The following is a 25,981-nucleotide window of genomic DNA, read 5'->3' as shown; positions in this document are numbered from 1 at the left end:
GTTTGGTACTGCGTCTTGCTACTTGGCGACAAAGCGTTTTGTTTGTCAGCAGCAGAGAGATGAGATTATGCAGTGTTTCGCGATTCTCGTCAACCTCTTTTTTGCTACACCGCAGTGTTTCGCGGTTCCTTCTGTCAACACAACTACTTGATTACGTTGTCGTTTTCAGCAGGAGGCGAATTATAGCGAACCGCAGCGGCGGTTCGCAAGTTCTTTTTTTGGAGCTCGTCACAAGAAAATAATGCTGCCAAGCGAGACGCCATGTCAGGGTGGTGCGGTTATGCGCATCGGGTGATGCGACCGACACCGATAACAAATCTCGTGCCCAGCAGCTTCGGGGGCTGGAGGGGGCTTTTTTTCCGGCTGAGCCGTGAAAAAATTGATCAGGCGTGGCGTTTGCTGTGCAGTTTTTGAACTGCTGTGCAAAAGGCTGGAAGAGGAGAAATTGACGAGCGTACAGGTAAGGTGAGCGCTGGTGCCGCGCTCAGGCGGAGTGATGTGGCTGCTGCGCGCGCAGCAGCGCGCATTCGTCATCGGTGAACAGGCGCGAACGGGTCAGGAAGCGGCGGCCGGTACCGTTGTCGAGCGAGAACATGCCGCCATTGCCGGCGACGACGTCGATGATCAGCTGGGTATGCTCCCAATAGGCGAACTGTTCGCTTCCCATATAGAAGGGCGTACCGTTCAAATTGCCGAGATGGACGTCGGTGTCGCTCAGGTTGAACTCGCCCTCCGGGTAGCACATCGGTGCGCTGCCGTCGCAGCAGCCGCCGGACTGGAAGAACATCACCGGGCCATGGCGCCGCCGCAGCTCCTCGATGAAATCCAGCGCCGCCGCGGTGGCGGTTACGCGCTCGAGCGAAGTGGTCATGCAGAACCTCCGAAATCGTATTAAATTAACTCCGAAATCGTAGCGATGACGGATTGACGTGCAGGCCGGCCCAGCGTCCTGCATCGCAGGACCCCGGACCGCAACCAAGCTCGACCTTTAGAAGAAGCCGAGCGCTTTCGGGCTATAGCTCACCAAGAGGTTCTTGGTCTGCTGATAATGGTCGAGCATCATCTTGTGGTTCTCGCGGCCGATGCCCGACTGTTTATAACCGCCGAACGCGGCGTGGGCCGGGTACAGGTGGTAGCAGTTGGTCCAGACGCGGCCGGCCTGGATCGCGCGGCCCATGCGGAAGGCGCGCGAGGCGTCGCGCGTCCACAGCCCGGCACCGAGCCCATACAGGGTGTCGTTGGCGATACGCAGCGCATCGGCTTCGTCGGTAAAGGTCGTGACCGACACCACCGGCCCGAAGATCTCTTCCTGGAAGACGCGCATTTTGTTATCGCCCTTGAACACGGTCGGATGCACGTAGTAGCCGCCGGCCAGCTCGCCCGCCTGCTCGTAGCGCTCGCCGCCGGCAAGCACCTCGGCGCCTTCCTGGCGGCCGATGTCGAGGTAGGACAGGATTTTTTCGAGTTGCTCCTGCGACGCCTGGGCGCCGATCATGGTCGACGAGTCAAGCGGGTTGCCCTGCTTGATCGCCGCCACCCGCGCCAGCGCACGCTCGATAAAGCGCTCGTAGATCGATTCCTGGACCAGCACGCGCGACGGGCAGGTGCAGACTTCCCCCTGGTTCAGCGCGAACATGGCGAAACCTTCGAGGCACTTGTCGAAGAATTCGTCGTCCGCGTCCATCACGTCGGCAAAGAAGATATTCGGCGACTTGCCGCCCAGCTCCAGCGTCACCGGGATCAGGTTCTGCGCCGCGTACCCCATGATCAGGCGCCCGGTACCGGTCTCTCCGGTGAACGCGATTTTTGCGATGCGCTTGCTCGAGGCCAGGGGTTTACCCGCCTCGAGGCCGAAACCATTGACGACGTTGATCACGCCAGGCGGCAGCAGGTCGCCGATCAGCTCCATCAGCACCATGATCGAGGCCGGGGTCTGCTCGGCCGGTTTCAGCACCACGCAGTTGCCGGCGGCCAGAGCCGGCGCCAGCTTCCATACCGCCATCAGGATCGGGAAGTTCCACGGGATGATCTGGCCAACGACGCCGAGCGGCTCGTGAAAATGGTAAGCGTAGGTTTCATGGTCGATCTGGGCAATGGACCCCTCTTGCGCGCGGATGGCGCCGGCAAAATAACGGAAGTGGTCGATCGCCAGCGGAATGTCGGCCGCCATCGTCTCGCGGATCGGTTTGCCGTTGTCGATGGTCTCGGCGGTGGCGATCATCGCCAGGTTCTGCTCGATGCGGTCGGCGATCTTGTTGAGGATGTTGGCGCGCTCGGCCGGCGAAGTCTTGCCCCAGGCTTCTTTCGCTTCATGGGCCGCGTCCAGCGCCAGTTCGATGTCCTCGCTCGTTGAACGCGCGATTTCGCAGAAGGGCTGACCAGTAATCGGCGTGACGTTGGGGAAATACTCGCCCTTGCTTGGGGCCACGAAACGCCCACCGATGTAATTGTCGTAGCGTTGCTTGAACGGATTGGCGACGCCGAGCTTGCTGATGTCCGCGAGATTCATGTCATCCTCTTTCTTGATGGTTATAGGCCGTTGGCGGCAACGGATGTGTCAAAGCACGCAAAGGGTGCCGCAAGTGCCGTGCCAGCCCTGCGTCATAGGGGATGAGCGTGTTGCGCTGACCGTTTTTTGGTACACCTGCTCAAAATTGGAACAGTGCAGGCGCCGTGTTGAAAGCAATGCAAGCAGCATGCCATCGCGGTGCAAGCGTGTTTTCAGGATGGCAGGTATATTGCTTGTCGAATTAGTACCACCCTGCCCCGGTCAGGGAGCTATCCCAACAATGGAGAACCAATGAAGCAAACTGCATTTCGCTTGAACGCGATCGCCGCCCTGTGTGCCTGCTGGCCGCTGATGGCGTTTGCCGCTGCTGAAACGGCCGCTGAAACGGCTGCTCAGTCAGCAGAGACACCGCAGGGACCGCTGAATGTCGTCGTGGTCACGGGCAGCCGCTCCGAGCACACCAGCTTCGACCTGCCGGCCGCTATCGACGTGATCGATGCATCGCAGATCCGCGATACCCAGCCGCGCGTGAACGCCTCCGAAGCGCTGGCCGCGGTGCCGGGCCTGGTCGCACGCGACCGCCAGAACTATGCGCAGGATTTACAAATCTCTTCGCGCGGCTTCGGCGCCCGCTCGGCCTTCGGCGTACGCGGCGTACGCCTGATCGCCGACGGCATTCCGGCCACCATGCCCGACGGCCAGGGCCAGGCCGCCACCTTCAACCTCGACATGGCCGAGCGCATCGAAGTGCTGCGCGGCCCCTTCTCCGCGCTGTACGGGAACCACTCGGGCGGCGTAGTCCAGCTGTTTACGCGCGACCCGAAAGGGCCGCCCGCAATTGAAACGAGCGTCTCGGCCGGCAGCTACGGCATGCGCAAGCTCGACGTGAACGCCCAGGGCGAGGCGAACGGCATCGGCTACCTGATCGACGTTTCGCGCTTCGACACCGACGGCTTTCGCGACCATGGCGCCGCCCGGCGCGACCAGGCGTATGCCAAGCTGACGATGGCGACATCGCCCACCAGCCGCCTCGTGCTGACCGCGAGCGGCCTGCGCCAGGACGACACGCAGGATCCGCTTGGCGTCACCTGGGCTACGTACGGGCGCGATCCGCGCGCCGGCGAAATCGATACCACCGATACCGCCAGTCCCCAGCGCACCCTGGCCGAACGCTACAACACCCGCAAAAGCATCGACCACAAGCAGCTCGGGATGACCTGGGAACAGCGCTTCGGCGCCAACCGCCTGCAGGTGACGGCTTACGGCGGCAACCGGCGCGTGGTGCAGTACCAGTCGTTCTCGCGCGGCTTCCAGGCGCCGCCGACCCACTCCGGCGGCGTGGTCGACTTCGACCGCGACTTCCTCGGCTTCGACGTCAACTGGCGCGACGTGCGCGAGCTTGGCGGCGGTACGCTGCGCACCACCGTCGGCATCGACGCCGGCCGCTCGACAGATAGCCGCCAGGGCTTCGAGAATTTCGTGGGCGACGTGTTCGGCGTGCGCGGGCGCCTGCGCCGCGACGAAGAAGACAAGGTCAGCAACCTCGACCCCTACCTGCAGGCGGAATGGGAACGTGGCGAATGGGTCGTCACGGGCGGCGTGCGCCACAGCCGTATGAAATTCGATGTGGCCGACGGTTACCTCTCGAACGGCAACGATAGCGGCGGGGTGCGCTACAGCCACACGACGCCCCTGGTCGGCGTGCTGTACAAGGTCTCGCCGACCCTGAACGTGTACGCCAGCGCGGCGCGCGGCTTCGAGACGCCGACCCTGAACGAAGTGTTTTATTCCGGTGCCGGCGCCGGCTTCAATTTTAATTTGCAGCCGGCCACCAGCACCCATCTGGAAGCGGGTGCGAAAGCTTTTATAGGCAGTAACATGCGCGTGAATGCTGCGCTGTTCCAGGTCAAGACCCAGGATGAGCTGGTGGTCGACGTGTCGAGTGGCGGACGCACCAGCTACCGCAACGCCAGCGCGACATTGCGCCAGGGCGGTGAATTGTCGCTCGATGCGGACCTGGGCGCCGGCTGGAGTGCGAAACTCGCGCTGTCGGCGCTGCGCGCGATCTATGACGAAGGTTTCGGTACGGTGCCAAAGGGTAGCCGCCTGCCGGGCGTGCCGAAGACCAGCGTCTACGGAGAATTGGGCTGGAAGGAAGCGGCCGGGCGCTATGGCGCGGCATTCGAGGCCATCGGCAACGGGCGCGTGTTTGCGGAAGACACGAACACGGCCCAGCCGGCGCCCGGGTATGCGATCTTCAATGCACGGGCGCAGGCCAAACAGGAATGGGCCGGGTGGACGATCAAGGAGTTCGTGCGCTTGAATAACCTGTTCGACAAGCAGTATGTGGGATCGGTGATCGTGGGCGACGCGAATCGGCGCTTTTATGAAGGCGCGCCGGGCAGGAATTGGGTGGTGGGGGTCAGTGGGCAGTATCAGTTTTAATCAAAACCGATACCGCAAGCCCGCATTGAAGGTCCGTGGCGCACCCGGCGCCACGAAGCGCGCATGCGCCGGCTCCACCGCGCCGGCATGCGGTTGCAACAAGCGCCCTTCCGGGAACATATCCACCGCAATCGCGCCAAAACTTTCATAGCGCCGGTCGAACAGGTTGCCTACCCGCGCGAACAGCTCCCACCCGGGAGCTGGACGCCAGCTGGCATGCAGGTTTACGACGGCATGCCCGCGCACGCTCCAGTCGGCGCGGCGCGCCTCGTCATCGTCCCCGGCATCCGCGATCAACCCATCCTCATTCCCCTGCGCCGCCGCATGCGACACCGCCTGCACGTTAGCCCCCAGTACGAGGCCCGGCCGCACATCCCAGTCCAGCCCCAGTTTCAAGGTATGGCGCGGCAAGCCCGCGATCGGCGTACCCGGCCCGACCGTCACCGTGCGCGCACCGGTAAACAGGGTTCCGTCGGCATCGTAGGTCGCGCGCAGATAGCTGTAGTCGGCACTGGCGCGCCACGCCCCCCACTGTCCGTGCGCACCGAGATCGGCGCCCTGGTGCCGGGTGCGCGCGAAGTTCGAAAAATAGCCGGCACGCGAGGCGCCGGCGCGGCCGAACAGGATGTCGTCGCGGTTTACCGTGCGGTAGAGCGTGGCGCTGAAACCGGAATCGCCGCGCCCGCCGCGCAGGCCCGCTTCCATCGTGCGCGAGACCACCTGCTTCAGATAGGGATCCGATTGCAGCCCGACCGGCAGCCGGCACGGCTCCTCCGGATCGGCGCATCCGAGTTCGATCACGGTCGGCACCCGGTTGCTTTGCGCGATGTTCGCGAACCAGGTCAGCGGCCCGCGCGCGTGGGTCAGGCCGAGGGAGGGATTCAAACGTTGATAGGTAAACGCTTCGTACGGTTTGGGACCGTCTTCGGTGGTAAGCGTATTGCCGACGCGGGCGTGGTTATAGCGGGCCGAAGCCGTCAGGTGGGTGGCGGGTGCCAGCGCCAGGGTCGCGGCGGCATACACGCCGTAGGCCTGCGCCGTGCCTGCGACCGAGGACATCGGCTCGCGTTCTTCGTCTTCATCTGCCTCGACGCCGCGGTCAAGCGTGAAAAAGGCTTCCTGCTCGAACTGGGAAAAATGGACACGGCTGCGGTCCCAGGTCGCTCCCAGATTGAGCAGGTTGCCGCGCACATTGCGCGCCAGGTTGATGCTGGCGCCGTGCCCGCGCTGGCGCGTGCTGGTGGTATTCAGGCTGGCCGGGTGCAAGGCTTCCCCGTCCGCGCGCGTAAAACCGCACTCGTCCGGATCGGCAGGCCTGCCATCAAGCAGGAAACCGTCGGCGCAATCTTCGACGTAATCGCCATAGTCGTCGCCGACATCGCCGCCGACGGTGTCGCGCCGGCTGTTGCGCGCGTAGGCGGAGGCCGTCAGTTCGCTGCCCTGCGCGAGCCGGTGCGTGAGCCGCAAAGCCCCCTGCAGCACGCGGTTGCGGGTGCGGTCAGGGTAGGTGTAGACCGCGCGCCGGTCCTCTTCGTATAAACCCGGCTCGAGCGTGCCGTCTTCGTCGCGGTAGCTCGGCACCAGGCCGTTGCCCAGCATCCGGCTGCGTCCGCCCAGCAACGTCACCTGCCAGTCGGTGTCGCGGCCCTCGCGCCCGGCCTTGACGAACAGGTTGCCGAGGCGGCCGGCGGAATGGTCGCGCCAACCATCCTCGTCGAACAGGGTGGCGGCCGCAAAGCCATGCCAGCCATCCTGGCCACGCACGCCATAGGCCAGGTCGGCGCGGCGCCGTCCGTGTTCGCCGATCGAGAACGCACCCTCGAAGCCGGGGTCGGCCAGGCCCGAGCCGGTCTCGAGCGCGATCGCGCCGCCCAGCGTGTTCAAGCCATATAAAGGGTTCGAACCCGGCACCAGCCAGAGACGCTTGATCGCCGCTTCCGGCAGCATGTCCCAGTTGACGACGTCGCCGAACGGTTCGTTGATGCGCACACCATCGAGATACACCGACAGTCCCTGCCCGGTGCCGAGCAGGGGAGACGCGCGAAAACCGCGGTAGGTGAGGTCGGTCTGGAACGGACTGCCGACGATCTCGTTGACGTTCACCCCATGCAGGCGGCGCGCCATCGTCTCGACCAGGTTGGCGCCGCGGGCATCGCGCAAGGCCTCGCGGTCGAGCGTCTGGATGGCATACGGCAGCAGGCGCGGGTCGCTGCCGCTGTCGGCGAAGGGCACCACGCCGATCACCTCGACCCGCGCGATCGGCGCTTCCTGCGACTCAGGCAACGCGGGGGTTGCGGCTGCGTGGCGCACCGGCGTCAGCGCCAGGGCGATCGCACTTGCCAGCAGCAGGCGCAGGCGCGCGCAATCGCCACCTGCCCGCCACGCGCCGCGTGTACGTCCGCTTCGACCTTCGGTCGTTCCATTGCACGCCGCTCGCACCCTCATGCCTTCCCTCCCGATCGATGTCGATAAGGACCAGTAGGAGCAAGGGACGTGCCATGGGTAAATGATGCGATCCGGGCGCCCACCTGTATCAAAATGGAACAGGTGTCACACGGCGGCGGGCAATTCCTTTTCCGGAAGCGCGGCAAGCGTGCCCGGGTACAGGCGCGCCAGCGTGGCATCCGTCGCCGGCGCGATCAGCGCCAGCAGGTGTGCGCTTGCGGCAGCCAGGTCGGGCGCGGCGCGCACCTGCTGCCAGAGCGTCGCCAGCTGGTCGCCCTGCGCGCCGAGTGCCGCCTCGACTTCCGCCTGCCAGAAGGCCGGCGCTTCGCTCTCGACATAGTTGCCGCGCCCGCGTCCGAAGTGGGCCACCGCCAGGTAGCGCAGCACGCCACCCACCAGCAGCGTCTGCAGGAAGGCGTCGGCGAACTGCACGCCCGGCTTGTCGCCGTCGTTGCGCTGATTGAAACCCCAGGCGGCGCCGGCCGCCGTCAGGCCGCCGACGAGCGCCCCGAGCAGCGCGCCGCCGCCCAGCGTCAGGCCGCCCGCCATCAGGTCGGCCGACAGGCCCGTCGCCGCGCCGGAGACCACCGCGCCCAGCAGGCCGGCCTGCGCCTTGTCGATCGGTGCGTGCACCGCGAAATTCTCGCGGACCCGCGTGTTGATGACCCGCGCCTCGCCCGGATCGACCTTGTGCAGTACCAGCATGCGCATGGTCGCCTTGTTGATCTCGCCGTTCAGGCGCTCGACCAGCGCCGCCATCGCCGCTTCCTGGCGCCCCTGCTGGTCCTTGTTCAGGCCGACCGCTTTCAGGGCCGAACGCAGGAAGCCGGCGTTCCCTTCCGCCAGCGGCTGGCTGTCGCGTGCGGCGGCCGCCACCTGTTCAGCGCTGATGCGCAAGGCACTGGCGTAGCGCTGGCGGTTGTTCGCTTCCCAGGCCGTGCGCAGGCGCAGGTAGCCAGCCTGTTTCTCGGGTGCGATCAGCGGCGCGACCGCCTCATAGAACACGTGTTCGTGTACCCAGCAGCGTGCAAAGGCATCGAGCGCCAGCACCTCGCGCACGACGCCAAAGCGCGCCAGGTGCTTTTTCCACTCTTGCTGTTCGCGACCCTCGGCGGCCCCGGTGCGCGGCGGTCCCATCTGGTTGAGCAGGACCACCACCGGTTTGCCGAGCCACTCCAGGATGTTCATCTCGGCCGGCAGATAGCCGGCGTCGCCCGGCGCTTCCGAGGAATTGACGAGATAAAGCACGACATCGGCTTCATCTTTGGCCGCGCGCAAAGCCTGCTGGCTGAGCCAGAACGGACGGTCGCGGTAGCGGTCGAACACTTCGCGCAGGAACCAGCCAATCGGGTTTCCCGTCAGCGCCAGGCGTTTAAGAAGACGCACCGAATCGCCGAAGCCAGGCGTGTCCCACAGCAGCAGGGTGTCGCCCAGCGGCGTGGTCTGCAGCGGATGCGCTTCGGCGAAGGTGGTCACGTGGGCGGCGTCGCGCACTTCCCCCACGTCGGCGCCGACCAGGGTGCGCGCGAGTGTCGTCTTGCCGTTGTTGGTGTGCGAGACCAGCGCGAACTGGATTTTAACGGGCATGTTAACGGGCATGTCGCTCATCGCAGCTCCGGCAAGGCCAGGCCGGCACCCAGTTCGATCGGGTGTTTGTCGGGGTCGACCAGGTTCACCACCGTGGCGGCAGTGCCGTGAAAGCTGCAGAACTGGCGCCATAGGGCGATGCGTTCGAGCACACGTGCATCAAGACCGGCTTGGCCGGCGCCGCGTTCGGTCATGCTCGATTCGTCCAGCAATACGGCCACGCCGCGCTTGCTGTTCTTGACGAGCACATCGAGGAAGGCACCGTGATTTTCCTTCTCCGGTGTCGCCGCCAGGCTGAACAGGGCTGCCGTGACGGTGACGCCGGCTTCGTCGAAGGGCGTATCGCCCAGCGCCTCCTTCGGCTCCTCGCCATACGGCACGCTCGGACGCAGCAGCACGCGCGCCTGGGCGCCCAGCGCCATCGCCGCCACCGTCCACAGGCCGCGGTCGCGCGCTTCGTCGAGCGTAAAACTGTAGGGCAGCACGCGCAGGACGGCAGCCGTTCCGGCGCCGATGCTGTCGGCCAGCCGGCGGAAGTATGGATGTTCGAGCTCGAGCGGGAAACGGCGCGCCAGGCGCCGCGCACGCCAGCCGGCCAGCGTTGCCAGGATCAGGCGCGGCAGGACGACCAGCAGCAAGATCGTCGCGCCATACAGATGGACCCAGCGCTCGCCGCCCGCGCTTGATGTGCCGGCGCCGGCGCCGAAACGCAGCGATTCGATGTCGGCCAGCGTAAAGCCCTGCAAGAACGGGAACAGGAGCAGCACGGGTGCGAACAGCCAGGACAGCAGGGTGTGGACCTGGGTCGCATCGAGGAAAGTGCTTTCCCAGCCGGCGACATATTGGGTCAGCAGGCCGCGCGCATACAGCGACAGCACGGCGCCCAGGGCGAATGCCGCCGCCGACAGGTGCACGGTGCGCGACAGGCGAGCGCGCGTCAGCGGTTCGCTCAGCACGGCCCATTCGGTCATGAAATCGGTCATGCCGGTGGAGAGCGCGCCTGGGAGCTTGCGCGGCAGCGCGGCCTTGCCGACACTCAGGCGGCGCAGCAGCCCCTGCCCCGCCAAGCCGGTTTTTCTTTGGCCCGGGATGACGGCCCGGATCAGGAGGAACAGATACACCAGCACATTCCAGCCGATGATGAACAGCAGTGGCGCCGACAGCAAATCGACCCGGTGCGGATCGGCGATGCGGTCGAGCAGTGCGCCGGCGAACAGGCTCAGCACCGGCAACGCCGCCCAGAAGCCGGGCAGGCCGAGGCGGCGGCGCTGGAAGCTGGCAAACGCCGGCGTGCGTTCGGCCAGGCGTTTGATGATCTGCTCCGAGCGCTGCTCGAGGAAATGTTCCTGGGTGGCCGCGGCCTTGCTGTCGGCCGCCTGCCATGCGGCCAGTTCGCGCGCGCTGCGGCTGGCGTACTTGCGGTCGTCCTCGCTCAGCACCTGGTGGCCGGTATCGGCGCTTTCGATCGCGCGCACCAGCACGACCCGTCGTGCAACCTGTTCGTTCATGCTTGTCCTGTTTTATTCGATTGGCAACATCGCACCCTCGATTGTGCACCAGAATGAAGTCAGACCCCAGCACGGCCCAATTGCTTGAGCCGATCCGTAGCAAAACTACGCGGACCCGATTGACTTCAAGCGAACTCGGGAGTAGCTTCTCCTCGCAGTATTGATGAGCCACCCAGCAGAGGTAGCGAAAGTACAGCAAGCGCTTGAAAGAAGACGCTGATGCCAACAAATGTTTAAAAAATACAAACAAATATCGGAGACTGACATGCGATTCCAACAGAAACTGCTCGCCGCCCTGATCACGGGCGCCCTGCTCGGCGCCCCGGCCTGGGCTGCCATCAACCCGAATAAACTCGGCGCCGCCTATGACGCCACCAAGGCCAACGTCACCTTCAAAGTGTATTCAGGCAAAGCCACGCGCATCGAGCTCTACCTGTACAGCACGGCCACCGGCACTGCCGAAAAGGCGCGCTATGCGATGACCAACACGGGCGGCATCTGGAGCGTGACGCTTCCGGCCTCGACCCTGAGCGGCCAGGGCCTGGGCGGCACCCTGTATTACGGCTACCGCGCCTGGGGCCCGAACTGGCCCTACAACGCCGGCTGGACCAAGGGTTCGGGCCTTGGTTTTATCAGCGACGTCGATGCCGCCGGCAACCGTTTTAACCCGAACAAGCTCTTGAGCGACCCTTACGCGCTCGAACTGAGCCACGATCCGACCACGCCGACGATGAGCAACGGCACCATCTATGCCAGCGGCGCGACCTACCGCAACATCGACAGCGGCTCGTCCGCGCCAAAAGGCATCGTGCTGGCCGGCGACACGCAAGTGACCGGCACCAAGCCGACGCGTGCGTTGAAGGACGACGTCGTCTACGAAGCCCATGTACGCGGCCTGACGATGAACGACAGCGGTATCAGCGCCGCTTACCGCGGCACCTACAAAGGCGCGGGGCTGAAGGCGGCGGCGCTGGCCGCGTTGGGGGTGACCGCCATCGAATTCCTGCCGCTGCAGGAAACCCAGAACGACACCAACGACAGCGATCCCACCACGACGACCGGCGACAATTACTGGGGTTACATGACCCTGAACTATTTCGCCCCGGACCGCCGCTATGCCTATGACAAGACGCCGGGCGGCCCGACGCGCGAGTTCAAGGAAATGGTCAAGGCCTTCCACGACAACGGCATCAAGGTGCTGATCGACGTCGTCTACAACCATACCGGCGAAGGCGGCGCCTGGTCGCCGACCGACAAGACGACCTATAACGTGCTGAGCATGCGCGGCCTGGACAATGCCACCTATTACAGCCTGACGGCGGACTTCCAGAACTCCTGGGACAACACCGGTGTCGGCGGTAACTACAACACGCGCAACACGGTTGCCCAGAACCTGATCATCGACTCGCTCGCCTACTGGCGCGACAAGCTGGGCGTGGACGGCTACCGCTTCGACCTGGCCTCGGTGCTGGGCAACACCTGCCAGCACGGCTGCTTTAATTTCGACAAGATGGATGCCGGCAATGCGCTCAACCGCATCACCGCCGAGCTGCCGCCGCGCGCGGCCGCCGGCGGGACCGGCGTCGACCTGATTGCCGAACCGTGGGCGATCGGCGGCAATTCTTACCAGGTCGGCGGCTTCCCGAGCGGCTGGGCCGAATGGAACGGCGCCTACCGCGACGTGGTGCGCCAGGCGCAAAACAAACTCGGCAGCGTGGCGATCACGCCCGGCCAGATGGCCACGCGCTTCGCCGGCTCGAGCGATTTGTATGGCGACGATGGCCGCAAGCCCTGGCACTCGGTCAATTTCATTACCGCCCACGACGGTTTTACTTTAAAAGACCTGTACAGCTGCAACAGCAAGAACAATGGCCAGGCCTGGCCCTACGGTCCGAGCGATGGCGGCGAGGACAACAACAACAACTGGGACCAGGGCGGCGTCGCGGCTGACCAGCGCAAGGCAGCGCGCAACGGCATGGCGCTGATGATGTTATCGAGCGGCGTGCCGATGATCGTCGGCGGCGATGAAGCGCTGCGCAGCATGAACTGCAACAACAACCCGTACAACCTCGATTCGTCGGCCAACTGGCTGAGCTGGACCCGCACCACGGACCAGAGCAACTTCCAGGCCTTTACCAAGGCGATGATTGCCTTTCGCAAGGCGCACCCGGCCCTGCGTCCAGCCAACTTCTATTCGAGCGTCGACAACAACGGCAATGTGATGGAGCAGCTGCGCTGGTTCACACCGGCCGGCGCGGTCGCCGATGCGGCCTATTTCAACGACACGGCCAACCATGCGATCGCCTGGCGCATCGACGGCTCGGAGTTCGGCGATCCGGCGTCCGCCATGTATGTCGCCCACAATGCCTGGAGCGCGCAAGTGAACTTCACGCTGCCATGGCCGGGGGCGAATAAAACCTGGTATCGCGTCACCGACACCTGCGGCTGGGCGGAAGGCGCGGCGCAAGTGCAGGCGCCGGGAACCGAAGTCCTGGTCGGCGGCGAGAACACCAGCTATGGCGTGTGCGGGCGCGGCACCCTGCTCCTGATCGCCAAATAGCCGTTCGGACAGCCGGGACCATTATTTCCGTCATATGTTCCCGGCGATCGCAGCCGTGCTGATGCGGCTCTGTAGTTTGTTGTGTGAGGTGCATACGGCACCGGCAAGTATTCAAAAAAAATGGAAAGTGGCCGACAATCCGATAGTTGAACGGTGTATTCTCTACAACAGATGGGGTGTCAAACTCACAAAACAGTCCACACAGTGACAGTCGCCGGACCATGAACCGGCGCTCGTTGCGGGACGCAGGAGACAGCATGTCGAAGTTTGCCGTGGAACACGTCAAGCGCGTCCATTCGGTCGTCCACGACCGCATTGGCGCCGATTGCATTGGATCGGGCAACCGGATCACCCGGTCGTGGATCCGTTGCCTCAACGAATACCAGCTCAACCCCGACAGCTGTGCCGATCCCGAAGTGGTCGCTACCAGCGAACTGCAAGAACGCCAGGAACGCCTGGCCGACGTGCAGGCCGTCGCCAAGGTCGAGATGGCGAACCTGTACCAGCAGCTGGCCGGTTCCGGCTACGCGATCATGCTGACCGACCGCGAGGGCGTGCTGCTCAATTACTTCGGCGACCCTGCCTTTACCCACGCCGCCTCCAAGACCGGCCTGATGCAGGGTGCGGTCTGGAGCGAGCGCGTGCAAGGCACCAACGGCATGGGCACCTGCCTGGTCGAACGGCGCCCGCTCACCGTGCACCAGGACGAACACTACCTGTCCCGGAATATCGGCCTCAGCTGCGCCGCGGCCCCGATCTTCGACCATGACGGCGAACTGGTCGGCGTGCTCGACGCCTCCGGCGAATCGCGCCTGGCCCAGCAGCACACGCTGGCCCTGGTCAGCATGTCGGTGCAGTTGATCGAGAACCGGGTCTTCCTGAACCAGTTCCGGCACGACTACATCCTGCGCTTCCACAACCGGCCCGAGTTCGTCGGCACCTTGAGCGAAGGCGCGATTGCGCTGTCCATCACCGGCACGGTGCTGGCCGCGAGCCGCGCGGCCGTGTCCCTGCTCGGCTACACGACACCAGGCGAGATCGTCGGCCGCGATGTTTGCGAACTGTTCAACATCACCTTTTCCGGCCTGGTCGACAGCAGCGTGCGGCGCGCCTATCACCCGGTCCCGATTTTCGAAGTGCGCAGCAACGCGCGCTTTTTCGCCGTCGTCTACCAGCCGGTGGCGACGCTCGGCGCACGCCGCCCAGCGCGCCTCGAAGGGACGCCGGCCCAAGCCGCGGCCAGCGCGCTCGATGCGCTGCACCTGGGGGATCCTGCGATGCGCGCCAATGTGGACACCGCCAAGCGGGTCATGGAGCGCAACGTGGCCATCGTGCTGCTGGGCGAAACCGGCAGCGGCAAGGAGCGTTTTGCGCGCGCGATGCATTTGTCCGGCAGCCGCGCCACCCGTCCTTTCGTCGCCATTAACTGCGCCTCCATTCCCGAATCGCTCGTCGAGAGCGAACTGTTCGGCTATCGCGCGGGCGCCTTTACCGGCGCCAGCAAGGAGGGGCAGCGCGGCAAACTGTTGCAAGCCAATGGCGGCACCCTGTTCCTCGACGAAATCGGCGACATGCCGGTCACCCTGCAGGCCAGGCTGCTGCGCGTACTGGAAGAACGCGAAGTGATGCCGCTCGGCGGCGAAGCGCCTGTCAAGCTCGACATTCGCCTGATCAGCGCCACCCATTGCGACCTCGGCAAGAAGATCGAGCGTGGGGAATTCCGCGAGGATTTGTACTACCGGCTGCAAGGGGTCACCTTCACCCTGCCGCCGCTGCGCGACCGGTTCGACCGCGGCGCGCTGATCCGCCAGCTGGCACGCGAGGAAAGCGATGCCGGATGTCCGGTCGAGCTCGACGACAAGCTGCTAGCCCTGCTGGAACGGCAGCGCTGGCCCGGCAACCTGCGCCAGCTGCGCCACCTGCTGCGCACCATGATCGCGCTGCGCGAATCGGACCGCCTCACCGTGCATGACTTGCCGCCCGAATACCGGCAACCCCTCAGCGGCATGGCGGCGGCCGTCGGCGTGCCGGCGGCCGAGCCCCCTGCCGAGCTCCCCGCGGACTGCGCTTGCCCCCCTGCCACCGTGCCCGCCGCCAGGGTTGACGCCGGACTCAATCCCTTCGAGTGCGCGGAGCGCGAGGTGCTGCTGCAGGAGCTGAAACGCCAACAGTGGAACCTGAGCGGCGTTGCCCGCGAGCTCAACATCAGCCGCAACACGCTCTACCGCAAACTGCAGCGCCTGAATATCGAGCATCCGGACAAGTCGCTGTTTCATTAAGGTTCTACGCCATGGGCGCACTCACCCACGCACGCTATACCAGCACCGCGATCGCCCTGCACTGGCTGGTCGCGCTGCTGTTGCTCGGCCAAATCGCGTTCGGCCTGGCGCTGGAAGACATCCCGCGCGGCACACCGGCGCGCGGCTATTACGTCAACCTCCATAAAAGCAGCGGCATCCTGATCGGCCTGCTGATCCTGCTGCGCCTGGGCTGGCGCCTGGCGCACACGCCGCCGCCGCTGCCGGCGACCACCCCGCGCTGGCAGCGCCGCGCGGCCAGGGTCAGCCATATTCTTTTGTACGCATGCATGCTGGCCTTGCCCTTGTCGGGCTATCTGGCCTCGAATTTCAGCAAGCACGGCGTCAAGTTTTTCAATGTGGTGCGCTGGGCGCCCTGGGGACCTGACGACAAGGCCTTGTATGCCGTCTTCAACGGCGCCCACCGCTTTGCCGCGCTGCTGCTGGCGCTGCTCGTTGCCATGCACGTGCTCGCAGTGGCGAAGCACATGCTGATCGATCGCGACGGCCTGCTGCTGCGCATGTGGCCGCAGCGCCGCGCGCGTGCGGGCCGGCTACCTGCCAACCTGCCCCTGGAGAACCGATGATGTCACCGTCCTTCCGCCGTCTTGCCGCCGCCCTCGCTTTTGCGGTGGCACCACCCCTGCTGGCCGCCCCGTTCGCGTATGTGCCGAACGAGGGGTCGGGCACGATCTCGGTGATCGACACGGCCACTGACCAGGTCGTGGGCGAGCTGCCCGGCGGCTCCAAGCCGCGCGGCCTGGCCGTCGGTAACGACGCACGCTGGCTGTATGTCAGCGACCAGCCGAACAACCGCCTGCAGCTGGTCGAGCTTGAAACGCGCACGCTGGGCGCCACGGTGGCGCTGGGCGAGTCGCCCGAAGGCGTCTCGATCTCGCCGGACGGACGCTGGGTGATCGCGGCGCTCGAGGGCAAGAACGAGATCGCGGTCCTCGACACAAACACCCGCGCACTGGCGTTTTCGATCCCGGTGCGCGGCAAGAATCCGGAACACGCCGTGTTCAGTCCGAACGGGCGCCTGGTGTTCGTCAGTGCCGAGGAAGGCGACGCCGTCGACATCCTCGATTTCGCCGGCCGCAAGCAACTGGCCCAGGTCGCCGTGGGCGCGCGCCCCCGCGGCATCGGTTTTTTGCCGGACAGTAGCCGCGCCTATGTCGCTACCGAAAACGCCAACGAAGTATTCGTCATCGATACCGCCAGTTTTGCCATCGTCGCCCGTATCAAGGCCGGCCTGCGCGCGAATGGCATCGCCGTGCACCCGAGCGGGAAATACGTGTATGTGTCGAACGGCGGCGACGCCAATGTGTCGGTGATCGACACGGCCAGCAACCAGGTGGTCGCCACCGTGCCGGTGGGCCAGCGTCCCTGGAACATGGCGCTCACGCCAGATGGCAAGAAACTGTATGTCGCCAATGGCCGCTCCGGCAGTGTGACTGTGATCGACACCGCAAGCCGCACCAAACTGCGCGATATCGCGGTGGGCAAGCTGCCCTGGGGCGTGGTGATCAGATAGCGGCGTCTTGAGCGAAGCTGGCGACGTCGACACTGACCACCCGGCGCCCGCTCGGTGCCCCCGGCATGGCCGCCGGACCTTTCAGCAAATCGATCACCAGGCCGGCCGGATTGCAGCCGATCGAGGCGTGCAGTCCCGCATAGGCCGCCGTCAGGCGCGGATTGACATCGAGTACCACGGCGCCGCGCTCGCTCAGGATGATGTCCACGCCGACATAGCCCCACAAGGTAGGCAGCGCCGCCGCCACCTGCTGCGCCAGGCGTTCGAGCGCACCGTCGGCATCCATCAGCCCATTCACGGTACTGCCCAGGAAATGAAAGCGGTTGTCACGCACCGCCACGCGTTCCTCGTTACGCGCCAGCAGCCGCGCCGCGCCGTCGCAACAGATCAACGACAGGCTGCCGAGTTTGCCCGCGATAAAAGGCTGCAAGACATAACCCTGCGCGGCGTTGGTGCGGATCCAGGCCAGGGCCGCGGCCCGGTCGCTGAACAGGCGGGTGTCGAGGCAGCCGGCGCCATCCTCTGGCTTGACGACCCAGGCGCCGTCCCCATCCGGCAAGGAGGCGTGCGGCCGATAGGTCGGCACGGTAGCCACACCGCCCTCGGCCAGCGCCCTTGCCACCTTGAGCTTGCTGCCCGCGACCCGCACCGCACCCGGCGCGCTGCCCAGCAAGATACGCTTGCCACGCAGGATGTCGCGCGACAGGCCTTCCAATAGCCCTTCCGATTCCGGCGCCAGCGGCCAGACCGCGTCCGCCGCCTGCACGCAGCTTGCAAAGCGCTCACCAAAGGCGGGCGCCGCCAGCGCGCCGCCGGTCCCCTGCCCGCACAGCGTCGCCATCGTGCACACTTCGACACCAGGCAAGGCGCCAAGGTCGGCCAGCAAGGCGTCAAACAGCATCGCGCCCTGCTGCGTGACCGAACGTGGCAAGGCGCGTGTCATCCAGCCGCCCTCCGCCACGTAATCGAAAGCAAACACTTTCAAGGGCGCCATCGTGTGCCTCCGGCTGATTCCATGTCAGGCAGCCTCCCCCACCGAGCTCAGCGCTGGGCAGCGACGACCTTGACCAGGGTGAGCGTCTCGTCGATGACGGGCATTTCCGCCCCTGGGGACACGCCGGGCGTCGCCACGCCGGGCCTCGCTACGCCGGGCGTGGCCGCGCCAGGTTGCGCAGCGCCCGACGTCGGTCCAGCCACGGTGGCCGTGCGCGCCCCGGCCGTACCCGGTTGCTTGACTCCCGTGTTCGCCAGCGAAGTGCTTACCTGATACAGGCCGCCCGGCACCGCATCGCTGAGCACGAAGGTATAGGTCTTGCGCACGTAATTTTCGAAGCGCGCATGCAGCGGGTCGTCCAGATAGGGCTGGATGCGCACGGCCTTTCCTTCCACCGTTTTACCCTGCCAGGTAATGCGTTGCGGCGTCACCTGCGCACTGGCCAGCGCCAGCCGGATGCGCTTGCGGAAATAGCCGACAGCGCCCCCCGTCAGGCGCTTCATCTCGCCAATATCGTGCTCGAGAAAGCCAAGCAGTACCGGGTTGCCGTGGGCGTCGTCCACCTTCGGCAGATCACGTTTGCGCGCCCCGCTGAGGAAGTGGAGCGCAGCCTGCACTTGCCCTTTGCTGCGCGAGACGTCGAGCTGTACGCTATCGGTTAACGGGGATTCGGCATTGCTGAGCTTGCGAAATTCATAGACCAGGGTGGCGGGCGCCTGCATCTTCGCGAGATGGTCGGTCTCGAACAGCAGGACTTCGGCGGGCGAGACGGGCTGGGCGCCGGCTGTGGCGATCGACATGAACGCAAGGACGGCGAACCGAAAGCAGATAAGGCGCGCGCCCGGGTGGCGTCTCGGCAGGCGGCTCATGGTGTCTTCGCCGCTGTTGGCGCTGCTGATGAAGTCACTGGTGGCGCCGAGGTCAGGGCGGCCTGCTGTTCCAGCAGCGGCACGCCATATTGTTCGAGGATCGCGTGGATCTTCGCCTGGTTCGCGCCGATCAGCCCATCGATGCGCTGGCGGAAGTCCTTGTCCGCATGGCGTACTGCCATGGCGATCTCGAAATCGAATTTCATGCCGGGTTTTGACACCAATGGAATGGCGGCAATCTGCGCCGAACGGGCATTCCTGGCGAAATAACCGGCGATCGGCCCCCAGGCGAAGGCGACATCGATCTTCCCGCTGGCCAAGTCTTTTTCGACGATTTCACCGGGATATTGTTCGGCGTCGCCGGTCTGGCTCTGGTACCAGGTCACCTGCTCCATCAAGTCGTTCTGCAGCAGCCATTCAGTCACCGGCGAACCACCGAAGGCGCCGAAGCGCAGCTTTTTGCGTTGTGCGGGCTCGAGAACCAGCAAATCATCGAGGCTGCGCACCCGGTCCAGTCCCTTGCCTTTGACATAGGCCATGGCGTAAGTGGAACGGTAATACGGCCGCGTGGTCGCGCCCATGTCGAAGCCTTTGGGGACGCCCGTGACCAGGTCGCACTTGAAGTGATCCGCGTTTTCTTCCTTTGCGCGCAAGGTATTGCGAATGAACCCCATCCGCTGCGGGAACCAGGCGTGCTCCAGCTTCCAGCCCAATTGCTGCGCAAACAGGGCGGCGATCTTGTTCTCGAAACCGGCCAGTGCCTGGTTCGACAGCGGCAGGTTATTCGGGTCCTGGCAGACCCGCAGCACCTTGTCGTAGCCGGGTTCGGGAGCCGGCTGCGCAACGGCCGTCCCCCCCAGGCAGGCAAGCGCGCAGGCGCCGCCTGCCACCAGCGGCTCCCACTGTGGGCGCCACCTCATTTGCCGATCTCCTGCAGGCGGCCCGGTTCGATGGCGCCGTCGGAACGTCCTTTCAGGTAGGCGTACAGGTTGTCGATGTTTTCGCTCACCATCTTGCTCGTGTCGAAGTTCGGCATGCCCTTTTCGATCCGTCCCTTGAGGACGGCCACCTTGAATTCTTCCTTGCTGAGCACGCGCAGGCTGTTCACCAGCGAGGGACCGACCATGCCTTCCTGCGCCGCGCCGTGGCAGCGCTCGCACGCCATGGCGCGCCAGGTCTTCCAGCCGCTCAAGGTTTGCGCGTCGACCTGGTTACCCTGAGCGACCTTGTACGGCGCCGTATCGGCCGCCATGGCGGGTGCGAACAGTAACCCGGACGTTCCGATCAGGGCACAGCAAGCGGCCGCGATCCCAGCTTTCTTTGTCAATCTGTTCATATGCATTCCTGGAGATAAGACACTTGGGACACGGTTGCCGGCGCTTGCGACCGGCAACCGTTTTCACACACTCTGCCTACGAGCTTCTTATTTGCTGCGCATGGCCGTTGCCTGCCCAGCCGGCAGTACGCGGTCGGGCAATGCAAACACCGTGAGCACGCCCCCGAGCTCGGTGTACTTGGCCAGGTCCTTGTAGCCGCCCACCGCGCCCAGGCCTTCGGTGCCCTTGGTCAGGCCGGCCGCGAGACCGATCCCGGCCCAGCCGCCAATCCCGGACAGCACGCCGATGTATTGCTTGCCCTTGAATTCCCAAGTGTGGACGTTGCCGATGATCCCGGATGGCGTCTTGAACTTCCACAGTTCCTTGCCGTTCACGTCGACGGCCTTGATGTGGCCTTCCAGGGTGCCGTAGAACACGACGTCGCCGGCAGTGGACAGCGCCCCGCTCCAGACCGAGAACTTCTCGGGTTTGGACCAGACGATCTTGCCGGTGCCCGCATCCCAGGCGATGAAGTTACCCAGGCCGCCATGGCTGTTCGGCGCCGCATACATCGAGAGGGTCGCGCCGACATACGGCTGGCCCGCGGTGTACTCGCTCTGGAAGGGCTCGTAATCCATGCAGACGTGGTTGGTCGGCACATAGAACAGCCCGGTCTTGCGGCTGAAACTTGCAGGTTGCTGATCCTTGGTGCCAAGCGCGGACGGGCAGATGCCCTTCGAATTGACGTCGGGCCCGTTCTTGTCGGTGCTGTACTTCGCCACCACCTGCGGCCGACCGCTCTTCATGTCGACGTGGGTCGCCCAGTTCACTTTCGGATCGAATTTCTCCGCCACCAGCAGTTCGCCGCTGACGCGATCCATCGTATAACCGAAGCCGTTGCGGTCGAAGTGCACCAGCGCCTTGCGCTGCTGGCCCTTGACCTTGATGTCGGCCAGGATCATCTCGTTGACGCCGTCATAGTCCCACTCGTCGTGCGGCGTCATCTGGTAGACCCACTTCGCCATCCCGGTGTCGAGGTCGCGCGCGAAGATGGTCATCGACCACTTGTTGTCGCCCGGACGCTGGCGCGGATTCCAGGTGCTCGGGTTGCCGGTGCCGTAGTACATCAGGTTCGTCGCCGGGTCGTAGCTGTACCAGCCCCAGGTGGTGCCGCCGCCCAGTTTCCACTGATCGCCCTTCCAGCTCTTGAGCGAGGAGTCCGGGCCGATCGGCGCCATCTTGCCATCGGTCCAGGTCATGGTTTTGGCGGGATCGACCATCAGTTCGTTGTCCGGTCCCGTGCTGTACGCTTTCCACAGCACTTTGCCGGTGTTCATGTCGTGCGCAGTGACGCGTCCGCGCACGCCGAATTCGCCGCCGCTGATCCCGGTGATGATCTTGTCCTTGAAGACATGGGGCGTGTTGGTGGTGGTTTCGCCGATCTTCGGATCGCCCACCTTGTTCTTCCACAATTCGGCACCGGTCTTGGCATCGAGCGCGACCAGGGTGGTATCGGCCTGCTGCAGGAAGATCTTGCCGTTGGCGTAGGCGACGCCGCGGTTCACCGTGTCGCAGCACATGACCGGGATCACGGCCGCGTCCTGCTTCGGCTCGTATTTCCAGCGGATGCTCTGGTCTTCCAGGGACAGGGCGTACACCTTGTTCGGGAACGGACTGTGGATGTACATGGTGTCGCCGATGACGAGCGGCCCGCCTTCATGGCCGCGCAGCACGCCGGTCGAGAAAGTCCAGGCGACCTGCAGGTCCCTGGCGTTCTTCGCGGTGATCTGCTTGAGTTCGCTGTACCGGTGATTGGAGAAGTCGCCCGACTGCATCGCCCAGTTCTTCGGGTCCTTGGTCAGCTGTGCGACGTCCGAATCGGCAGCCAGTGCCGGTCCGGCGGCCAGTGCCAGGCACGGCCACCAGCGGATGAATCTCGTTGGAAATGACATGATGAAGTCTCCTATGGTTTTTATAGCGGTCCAACTGGTTGGCCTTGCAAAACCTCAGCGCGGGGATCGCCCCATCCCTTACACAGCACTTAGCGTGCCAGTGGCGCCGATGGGGTATTCGTGTGACAGCATGTTCAGATTCGAGACAGTGCCCGGTGGGCTTGTATCATCCATGACGCAACACCAGGCCGGGCACCACATCAGCGTTGCGCTACATAACAAGCCTTGTTGGCAGTGGCCAGGATCGCCTTGTACTTGTCGGCCATTTTCTTGACCGATGGGGGGTCGCGAAACATGGCGCCGCGCTCACCTGCCATGGTCTGGTTGCGCAATGCGGTCGACATCTCCAGGTAGTGGTCGTGCGTCATGCCTTTGGCGATGTGATCGATGACGCAGGAACATTTGTAGAGGTATTCGCCCTTGCTTTCGTGCTGTTGCATGCACTCCAGTACGTACTCCACGCGGCTGCTGGTCGGGAAATCATTGGCATACGCCGCAGGGGCGAGGAACAGCAGTGACAACAGCAGCAAAGGGGCTCGCTTCATTCTTTTCTCCGATGACGGCTAAGGTGATGGCTGGATACATTGCCGCTGCGCAGGCGCCGTCCCGTGCGTGCACAGCGGCTTGTGCGTGCATGTCAACGGTGTCGCCTAGGCTTCCTGCAGCACGCCGCGCGCCTTCGCCACATGCGTCGAGATGGCATCCATCAATGCGGGGGACAGCGCGTCGTAGGGCGGCAAGCCGAGCTCCACGAGGCGTGCGCGCACGGCGCCCATGTTTTCCGGACGCGCGCCCGACTCGATAATCGACGACACGAAGGCAGCGAACTCCGGCGCCGCCCAGCCGCTCTCGCGCGACAGTTCGGTGTGCACGAAGTCAAGGCCATGGAACGGGTGCGCCGTGTTCTCGATGCGGCCGTACATGTGCACGCCACAGTCGCGGCAGGCGTAGCGCTGGATGGTGGCGGAGGGATCGACGATGGCAAGCTTGTCGGCGTTGGCAGTCACCGTCAGCTTGTCGCGCCCCACCACGGCCACCTGGGAAAACAGCGTCCCGGCCGGCTTCCAGCACTTGGTGCAGCCGCACACATGGTTATGTGCGACCTGACTCTTGATCTCCACCGTTACCGGATTGGTAGCGCACTGGCAGGTCAAGGTGCCGCCCGAAAAGTTGGGCGCGGCCGGCGTGATACCGGCATCGACGGCGGGATGGATTTTCACTCCGCTGGCCATGTTGCTGCTCGTGTCATTGCTCATGTTCGCTCTCCCTGGTTGGTTGGTTCAAAACAGCCTTGTGGATCCGGTCAGTACAGCACTACCGAGCGGATCGACTGTCCGCTCTTCATCAGCTCGAAGCCCTCGTTGATGCGCTCGAGCGGCAAGGTGTGGGTGATCAGGTCGTCGATGTTGATCTTGCCGTCCATGTACCAGTCGACGATCTTCGGCACGTCGGTGCGTCCGCGTGCGCCGCCGAAGGCAGAGCCTTTCCACTCGCGTCCGGTCACCAGCTGGAACGGCCGGGTGCTGATTTCCTGGCCCGCGGCGGCAACCCCGATGATGAAAGACTGCCCCCATCCCTTGTGCGTGCACTCGAGCGCCTGGCGCATCACCTGGGTGTTGCCGATGCATTCGAATGAGTAGTCGGCGCCGCCATCGGTCAGCTGCACGATGTGGTCGACGATGTTGCCGACCTCGTTCGGGTTGACGAAATGGGTCATGCCGAATTTATGGGCAATCTCGACCCGGGCCGGGTTGATGTCGACGCCGATGATCTTGTCGGCCCCCACCATGCGCGCGCCCTGGATCACGTTCAGGCCAATCCCCCCCAAGCCGAACACGACGACATTCGCGCCCGCCTCGACCTTGGCCGAAAACACGACGGCGCCCACACCGGTGGTCACGCCGCAGCCGATGTAGCAGGCCTTGTCGAATGGGGCGTCGGGCCGGATTTTTGCCAGTGCGATTTCGGGGACGACGATGTAGTTGGAAAAGGTCGAGGTGCCCATGTAGTGAAACAGGGGCTGCCCGTCGAGGGAAAAGCGGGAAGTCGCATCGGGCATCAGGCCGCGGCCCTGGGTCGAGCGGATCGACTGGCACAGGTTGGTTTTGCGCGACAGGCAGAACTTGCATTGCCGGCATTCCGGCGTGTACAGCGGAATCACATGGTCGTCGCGCTGCACCGAGGTGACGCCGGGGCCCGTTTCGAGCACGACGCCTGCACCTTCATGTCCGAGAATGGCAGGGAAAATGCCTTCGGGGTCGGCGCCGGACAGGGTGTAGTAATCGGTATGGCAGATCCCGGTCGCCTTGATTTCCACCAGCACCTCGCCGGCACGCGGGCCTTCCAGGTCGACTTCGGCGATGGACAGGGGGGCTCCGGCTTTCCACGCAATGGCTGCTCTCGTTTTCATGGCATCTTTCTTGTCGATGAGGTCCGCCGATGAAGGCGGACGGATGGCAAACAGCTTGTCTTGCTGTCGCTCCGAAACTGCAACAGTGCTGTGCCGCCTGTCCCGCTACGGGGACAGGTGTTGCGCCGACCGCGGATGCGAACGCGGGAGACGGCGCCTGGCGCACGCAGATGGCAGAGAATGCAAGGGGCGTGCCACGTCGGCTGTCGGGTGACAGTCGGCGTGCGCAGGGCGTTCAAGAGGGGTGTAACCAGGGAGTCTCAACGTCGACCGCGACCGTGACCCGAGCCGTGCCGGTAGCCGCCGTGGTGTCCGCCGCGGTGGCCGCGGTAGGAATGGTGATGCTTGTAGTAGCCGAAGCCCAGGTCGAGTGACACGGGCGGCCCGACATAGGTGGGATAGCTGTAGCCGGAATAATAGGGATCGTAGGCGTACGGGGGCGCATACACGCAGCCCGCCAGTCCAACAGCGAGCAGGAGTGCGGCCACGATCCGCCCTGCCCTGCGTTTGCTCTGCATGTCCATGTCCAGTCCTTTCTGAACGGAGAACCCATGTTCAGTGTAGTCCTGGAAAGCGATTTTTCAATACAACTTCAGCTTATCCCGCTCGCTCAGCCCAAGGCTAAAGCAAAAACCACGAAACGCAAAACCCGCTGGCACAAGCACATGGAGTGTGACGAGATCGGGTCTGAAGCGATATTCTGATTCCTTTGTTGTATTACCCGAGCGTTTTTTCATGAAAGAGAAATATGACCGACCACGATCAACGAAAGCGCAATTCTTTGCTTCAATTAGTCTCCCTGGGGGCAGCGGCGGGGTCCGTCGTGCTCGCTCCTTCTAGCCGTGCCGCGCCTGCCATAAAAGCAACGGTCACGGCAGCACAGGCGCTTGCACTGCTCAAGGAAGGCAACGCACGCTTCATTGCTGATCGTCCGGAATCAGTCATACAGGGCAAGCAGCGTCGTCTAGATATTGCCCGTAGCCAATCCCCCATTGCCGTGCTCGTTAGTTGCTCGGACTCGCGCGTTCCGCCGGAGCTGCTGTTCGGTCGAGGTTTGGGAGAACTCTTCATCATTCGCAACGCCGGCAATACGGTCGATACAGTCGCCCTGGGTAGTATCGAATACGCTGTGTCCCAACTGAACGTACCGCTCATCGTCGTGATGGGCCATGAACGATGCGGCGCAGTCGATGCAGCTGTCTCCGTGGTCGAAAAACAGACAGTATTTCCGGGCAGTATGGGGCGGATGGTAGAGCCAATCGTACCGTCCGTGCTCCAAGCGCGTGCTGCACTTGGAAGCAAGCATACGCATGACCAGTTACTCGACGCGTCGGTGCGCCTGAATGTACAGCGTGTAGTGAAACGGCTACGTGAGTCGGAGGCCTTACTGGTCGAGCCTCTGCGAGCAGGGAAACTCATGATTGTGGGAGCGCGTTACGATCTCGACGATGGCCGGGTAGAGTTCCTGGAGGCCTGAGCACCGTCCAGTACCTTGAATTTGAATCCGAAATTTTTTGGGCTGACGTGCGGCCTGGCTGTCATCTTCAAAAACAGG

General features: G+C 64.2%; 21 protein-coding genes. 7 read left to right on the top strand and 14 right to left on the bottom strand.

What is annotated here, in order from left to right:
- Positions 1-484: 484 nt before the first annotated feature.
- Positions 485-871, bottom strand: coding sequence for a DUF779 domain-containing protein (locus ACHAC9_RS23120; RefSeq protein WP_435763907.1), 387 nt, complete (start codon positions 869-871; stop codon positions 485-487).
- 117 nt (positions 872-988) lie between these two features.
- Entirely contained in the window at positions 989-2,509 is a 1,521-nt protein-coding gene (gene adh, locus ACHAC9_RS23115; RefSeq protein ID WP_435763905.1) for an aldehyde dehydrogenase, read from the bottom strand.
- A 291-nt stretch (positions 2,510-2,800) separates the two neighbouring features.
- Here adh and ACHAC9_RS23110 point away from each other — a divergent pair, with 291 nt between their 5' ends.
- Positions 2,801-4,954: a TonB-dependent receptor family protein gene (locus tag ACHAC9_RS23110; protein ID WP_435763903.1), complete on the top strand. Its 2,154-nt coding sequence runs from the start codon at positions 2,801-2,803 to the stop codon at positions 4,952-4,954.
- Here ACHAC9_RS23110 and ACHAC9_RS23105 read toward each other — a convergent pair whose 3' ends face one another.
- The 3 genes from ACHAC9_RS23105 to ACHAC9_RS23095 all read right to left on the bottom strand — a co-directional run bounded on the left by ACHAC9_RS23105 (position 4,955) and on the right by ACHAC9_RS23095 (position 10,494).
- Positions 4,955-7,399, bottom strand: coding sequence for a TonB-dependent receptor (locus tag ACHAC9_RS23105; RefSeq protein ID WP_435763901.1), 2,445 nt, complete (start codon positions 7,397-7,399; stop codon positions 4,955-4,957).
- Between the two features lie 105 nt (positions 7,400-7,504).
- Positions 7,505-9,007 (bottom strand): GTPase domain-containing protein, encoded by a 1,503-nt coding sequence (locus ACHAC9_RS23100; RefSeq protein WP_435763899.1) that lies wholly within the window; start codon positions 9,005-9,007, stop codon positions 7,505-7,507.
- Complete coding sequence (locus tag ACHAC9_RS23095; protein ID WP_435763897.1) at positions 9,004-10,494, bottom strand: DUF2868 domain-containing protein; 1,491 nt, start codon at positions 10,492-10,494, stop codon at positions 9,004-9,006. The genes ACHAC9_RS23100 and ACHAC9_RS23095 overlap by 4 nt, the downstream gene beginning before the upstream one ends.
- Before the next feature lie 265 nt (positions 10,495-10,759).
- Between ACHAC9_RS23095 and ACHAC9_RS23090 the strand changes: the two genes are divergently transcribed.
- The 4 genes from ACHAC9_RS23090 (at position 10,760) to ACHAC9_RS23075 (ending at position 16,885) form a co-directional block, all read left to right on the top strand.
- On the top strand, positions 10,760-13,054 hold the full coding sequence (locus ACHAC9_RS23090; RefSeq protein ID WP_435763895.1) for an alpha-amylase family glycosyl hydrolase: 2,295 nt from the start codon (positions 10,760-10,762) through the stop codon (positions 13,052-13,054).
- Positions 13,055-13,311: 257 nt separating this feature from the next.
- The gene (locus ACHAC9_RS23085; RefSeq protein ID WP_435763893.1) at positions 13,312-15,333 is read left to right on the top strand and encodes a sigma-54-dependent Fis family transcriptional regulator; all 2,022 of its coding nucleotides are present in this window, start codon (positions 13,312-13,314) and stop codon (positions 15,331-15,333) included.
- A gap of 11 nt (positions 15,334-15,344) precedes the next feature.
- Positions 15,345-15,938, top strand: coding sequence for a cytochrome b (locus tag ACHAC9_RS23080; RefSeq protein ID WP_435763891.1), 594 nt, complete (start codon positions 15,345-15,347; stop codon positions 15,936-15,938).
- Positions 15,935-16,885: a beta-propeller fold lactonase family protein gene (locus ACHAC9_RS23075; protein ID WP_435763889.1), complete on the top strand. Its 951-nt coding sequence runs from the start codon at positions 15,935-15,937 to the stop codon at positions 16,883-16,885. The genes ACHAC9_RS23080 and ACHAC9_RS23075 overlap by 4 nt, the downstream gene beginning before the upstream one ends.
- Here ACHAC9_RS23075 and ACHAC9_RS23070 read toward each other — a convergent pair.
- The 9 genes from ACHAC9_RS23070 to ACHAC9_RS23030 form a co-directional block, all read right to left on the bottom strand.
- Positions 16,878-17,879, bottom strand: coding sequence for an ATP-grasp domain-containing protein (locus tag ACHAC9_RS23070; RefSeq protein ID WP_435763887.1), 1,002 nt, complete (start codon positions 17,877-17,879; stop codon positions 16,878-16,880). The genes ACHAC9_RS23075 and ACHAC9_RS23070 overlap by 8 nt on opposite strands.
- 47 nt (positions 17,880-17,926) lie before the next feature.
- The gene (locus ACHAC9_RS23065; RefSeq protein WP_435763885.1) at positions 17,927-18,748 is read right to left on the bottom strand and encodes a hypothetical protein; all 822 of its coding nucleotides are present in this window, start codon (positions 18,746-18,748) and stop codon (positions 17,927-17,929) included.
- Positions 18,745-19,668: a quinoprotein dehydrogenase-associated putative ABC transporter substrate-binding protein gene (locus ACHAC9_RS23060; protein ID WP_435763883.1), complete on the bottom strand. Its 924-nt coding sequence runs from the start codon at positions 19,666-19,668 to the stop codon at positions 18,745-18,747. The genes ACHAC9_RS23065 and ACHAC9_RS23060 overlap by 4 nt, the downstream gene beginning before the upstream one ends.
- A complete protein-coding gene (locus ACHAC9_RS23055) occupies positions 19,665-20,000 on the bottom strand; it encodes a c-type cytochrome (RefSeq protein ID WP_435763909.1) in 336 nt (111 codons plus the stop codon). Before ACHAC9_RS23055 ends, ACHAC9_RS23060 begins: the two co-directional genes overlap by 4 nt.
- Positions 20,001-20,171: 171 nt before the next feature.
- Positions 20,172-22,016 carry a methanol/ethanol family PQQ-dependent dehydrogenase gene (locus ACHAC9_RS23050; RefSeq protein ID WP_435763881.1) on the bottom strand — a complete coding sequence of 615 codons (1,845 nt, stop codon included), beginning with the start codon at positions 22,014-22,016 and terminating at the stop codon, positions 20,172-20,174.
- Between the two features lie 200 nt (positions 22,017-22,216).
- On the bottom strand, positions 22,217-22,561 hold the full coding sequence (locus tag ACHAC9_RS23045; RefSeq protein ID WP_435763879.1) for a hypothetical protein: 345 nt from the start codon (positions 22,559-22,561) through the stop codon (positions 22,217-22,219).
- 105 nt (positions 22,562-22,666) lie between these two features.
- A complete protein-coding gene (gene gfa / locus ACHAC9_RS23040; RefSeq protein ID WP_435763877.1) occupies positions 22,667-23,272 on the bottom strand; it encodes an S-(hydroxymethyl)glutathione synthase in 606 nt (201 codons plus the stop codon).
- Positions 23,273-23,319: 47 nt separating this feature from the next.
- On the bottom strand, positions 23,320-24,426 hold the full coding sequence (locus ACHAC9_RS23035) for an S-(hydroxymethyl)glutathione dehydrogenase/class III alcohol dehydrogenase (protein WP_435763875.1): 1,107 nt from the start codon (positions 24,424-24,426) through the stop codon (positions 23,320-23,322).
- Between the two features lie 260 nt (positions 24,427-24,686).
- Positions 24,687-24,950 (bottom strand): hypothetical protein, encoded by a 264-nt coding sequence (locus ACHAC9_RS23030; protein ID WP_435763873.1) that lies wholly within the window; start codon positions 24,948-24,950, stop codon positions 24,687-24,689.
- A gap of 27 nt (positions 24,951-24,977) precedes the next feature.
- Here ACHAC9_RS23030 and ACHAC9_RS23025 point away from each other — a divergent pair, with 27 nt between their 5' ends.
- Entirely contained in the window at positions 24,978-25,130 is a 153-nt protein-coding gene (locus tag ACHAC9_RS23025) for a hypothetical protein (RefSeq protein ID WP_435763871.1), read from the top strand.
- Positions 25,131-25,174: 44 nt separating this feature from the next.
- Positions 25,175-25,903 (top strand): carbonic anhydrase, encoded by a 729-nt coding sequence (locus ACHAC9_RS23020; RefSeq protein ID WP_435763869.1) that lies wholly within the window; start codon positions 25,175-25,177, stop codon positions 25,901-25,903.
- Positions 25,904-25,981 lie beyond the last annotated feature (78 nt).

It is taken from the genome of Massilia sp. CMS3.1, assembly GCF_051262535.1.
GTDB lineage: Bacteria > Pseudomonadota > Gammaproteobacteria > Burkholderiales > Burkholderiaceae_D > Telluria.
The sequence above is the reverse complement of the archived record's forward strand: the minus strand, read 5'-3'. Positions and strand labels throughout refer to the sequence as shown.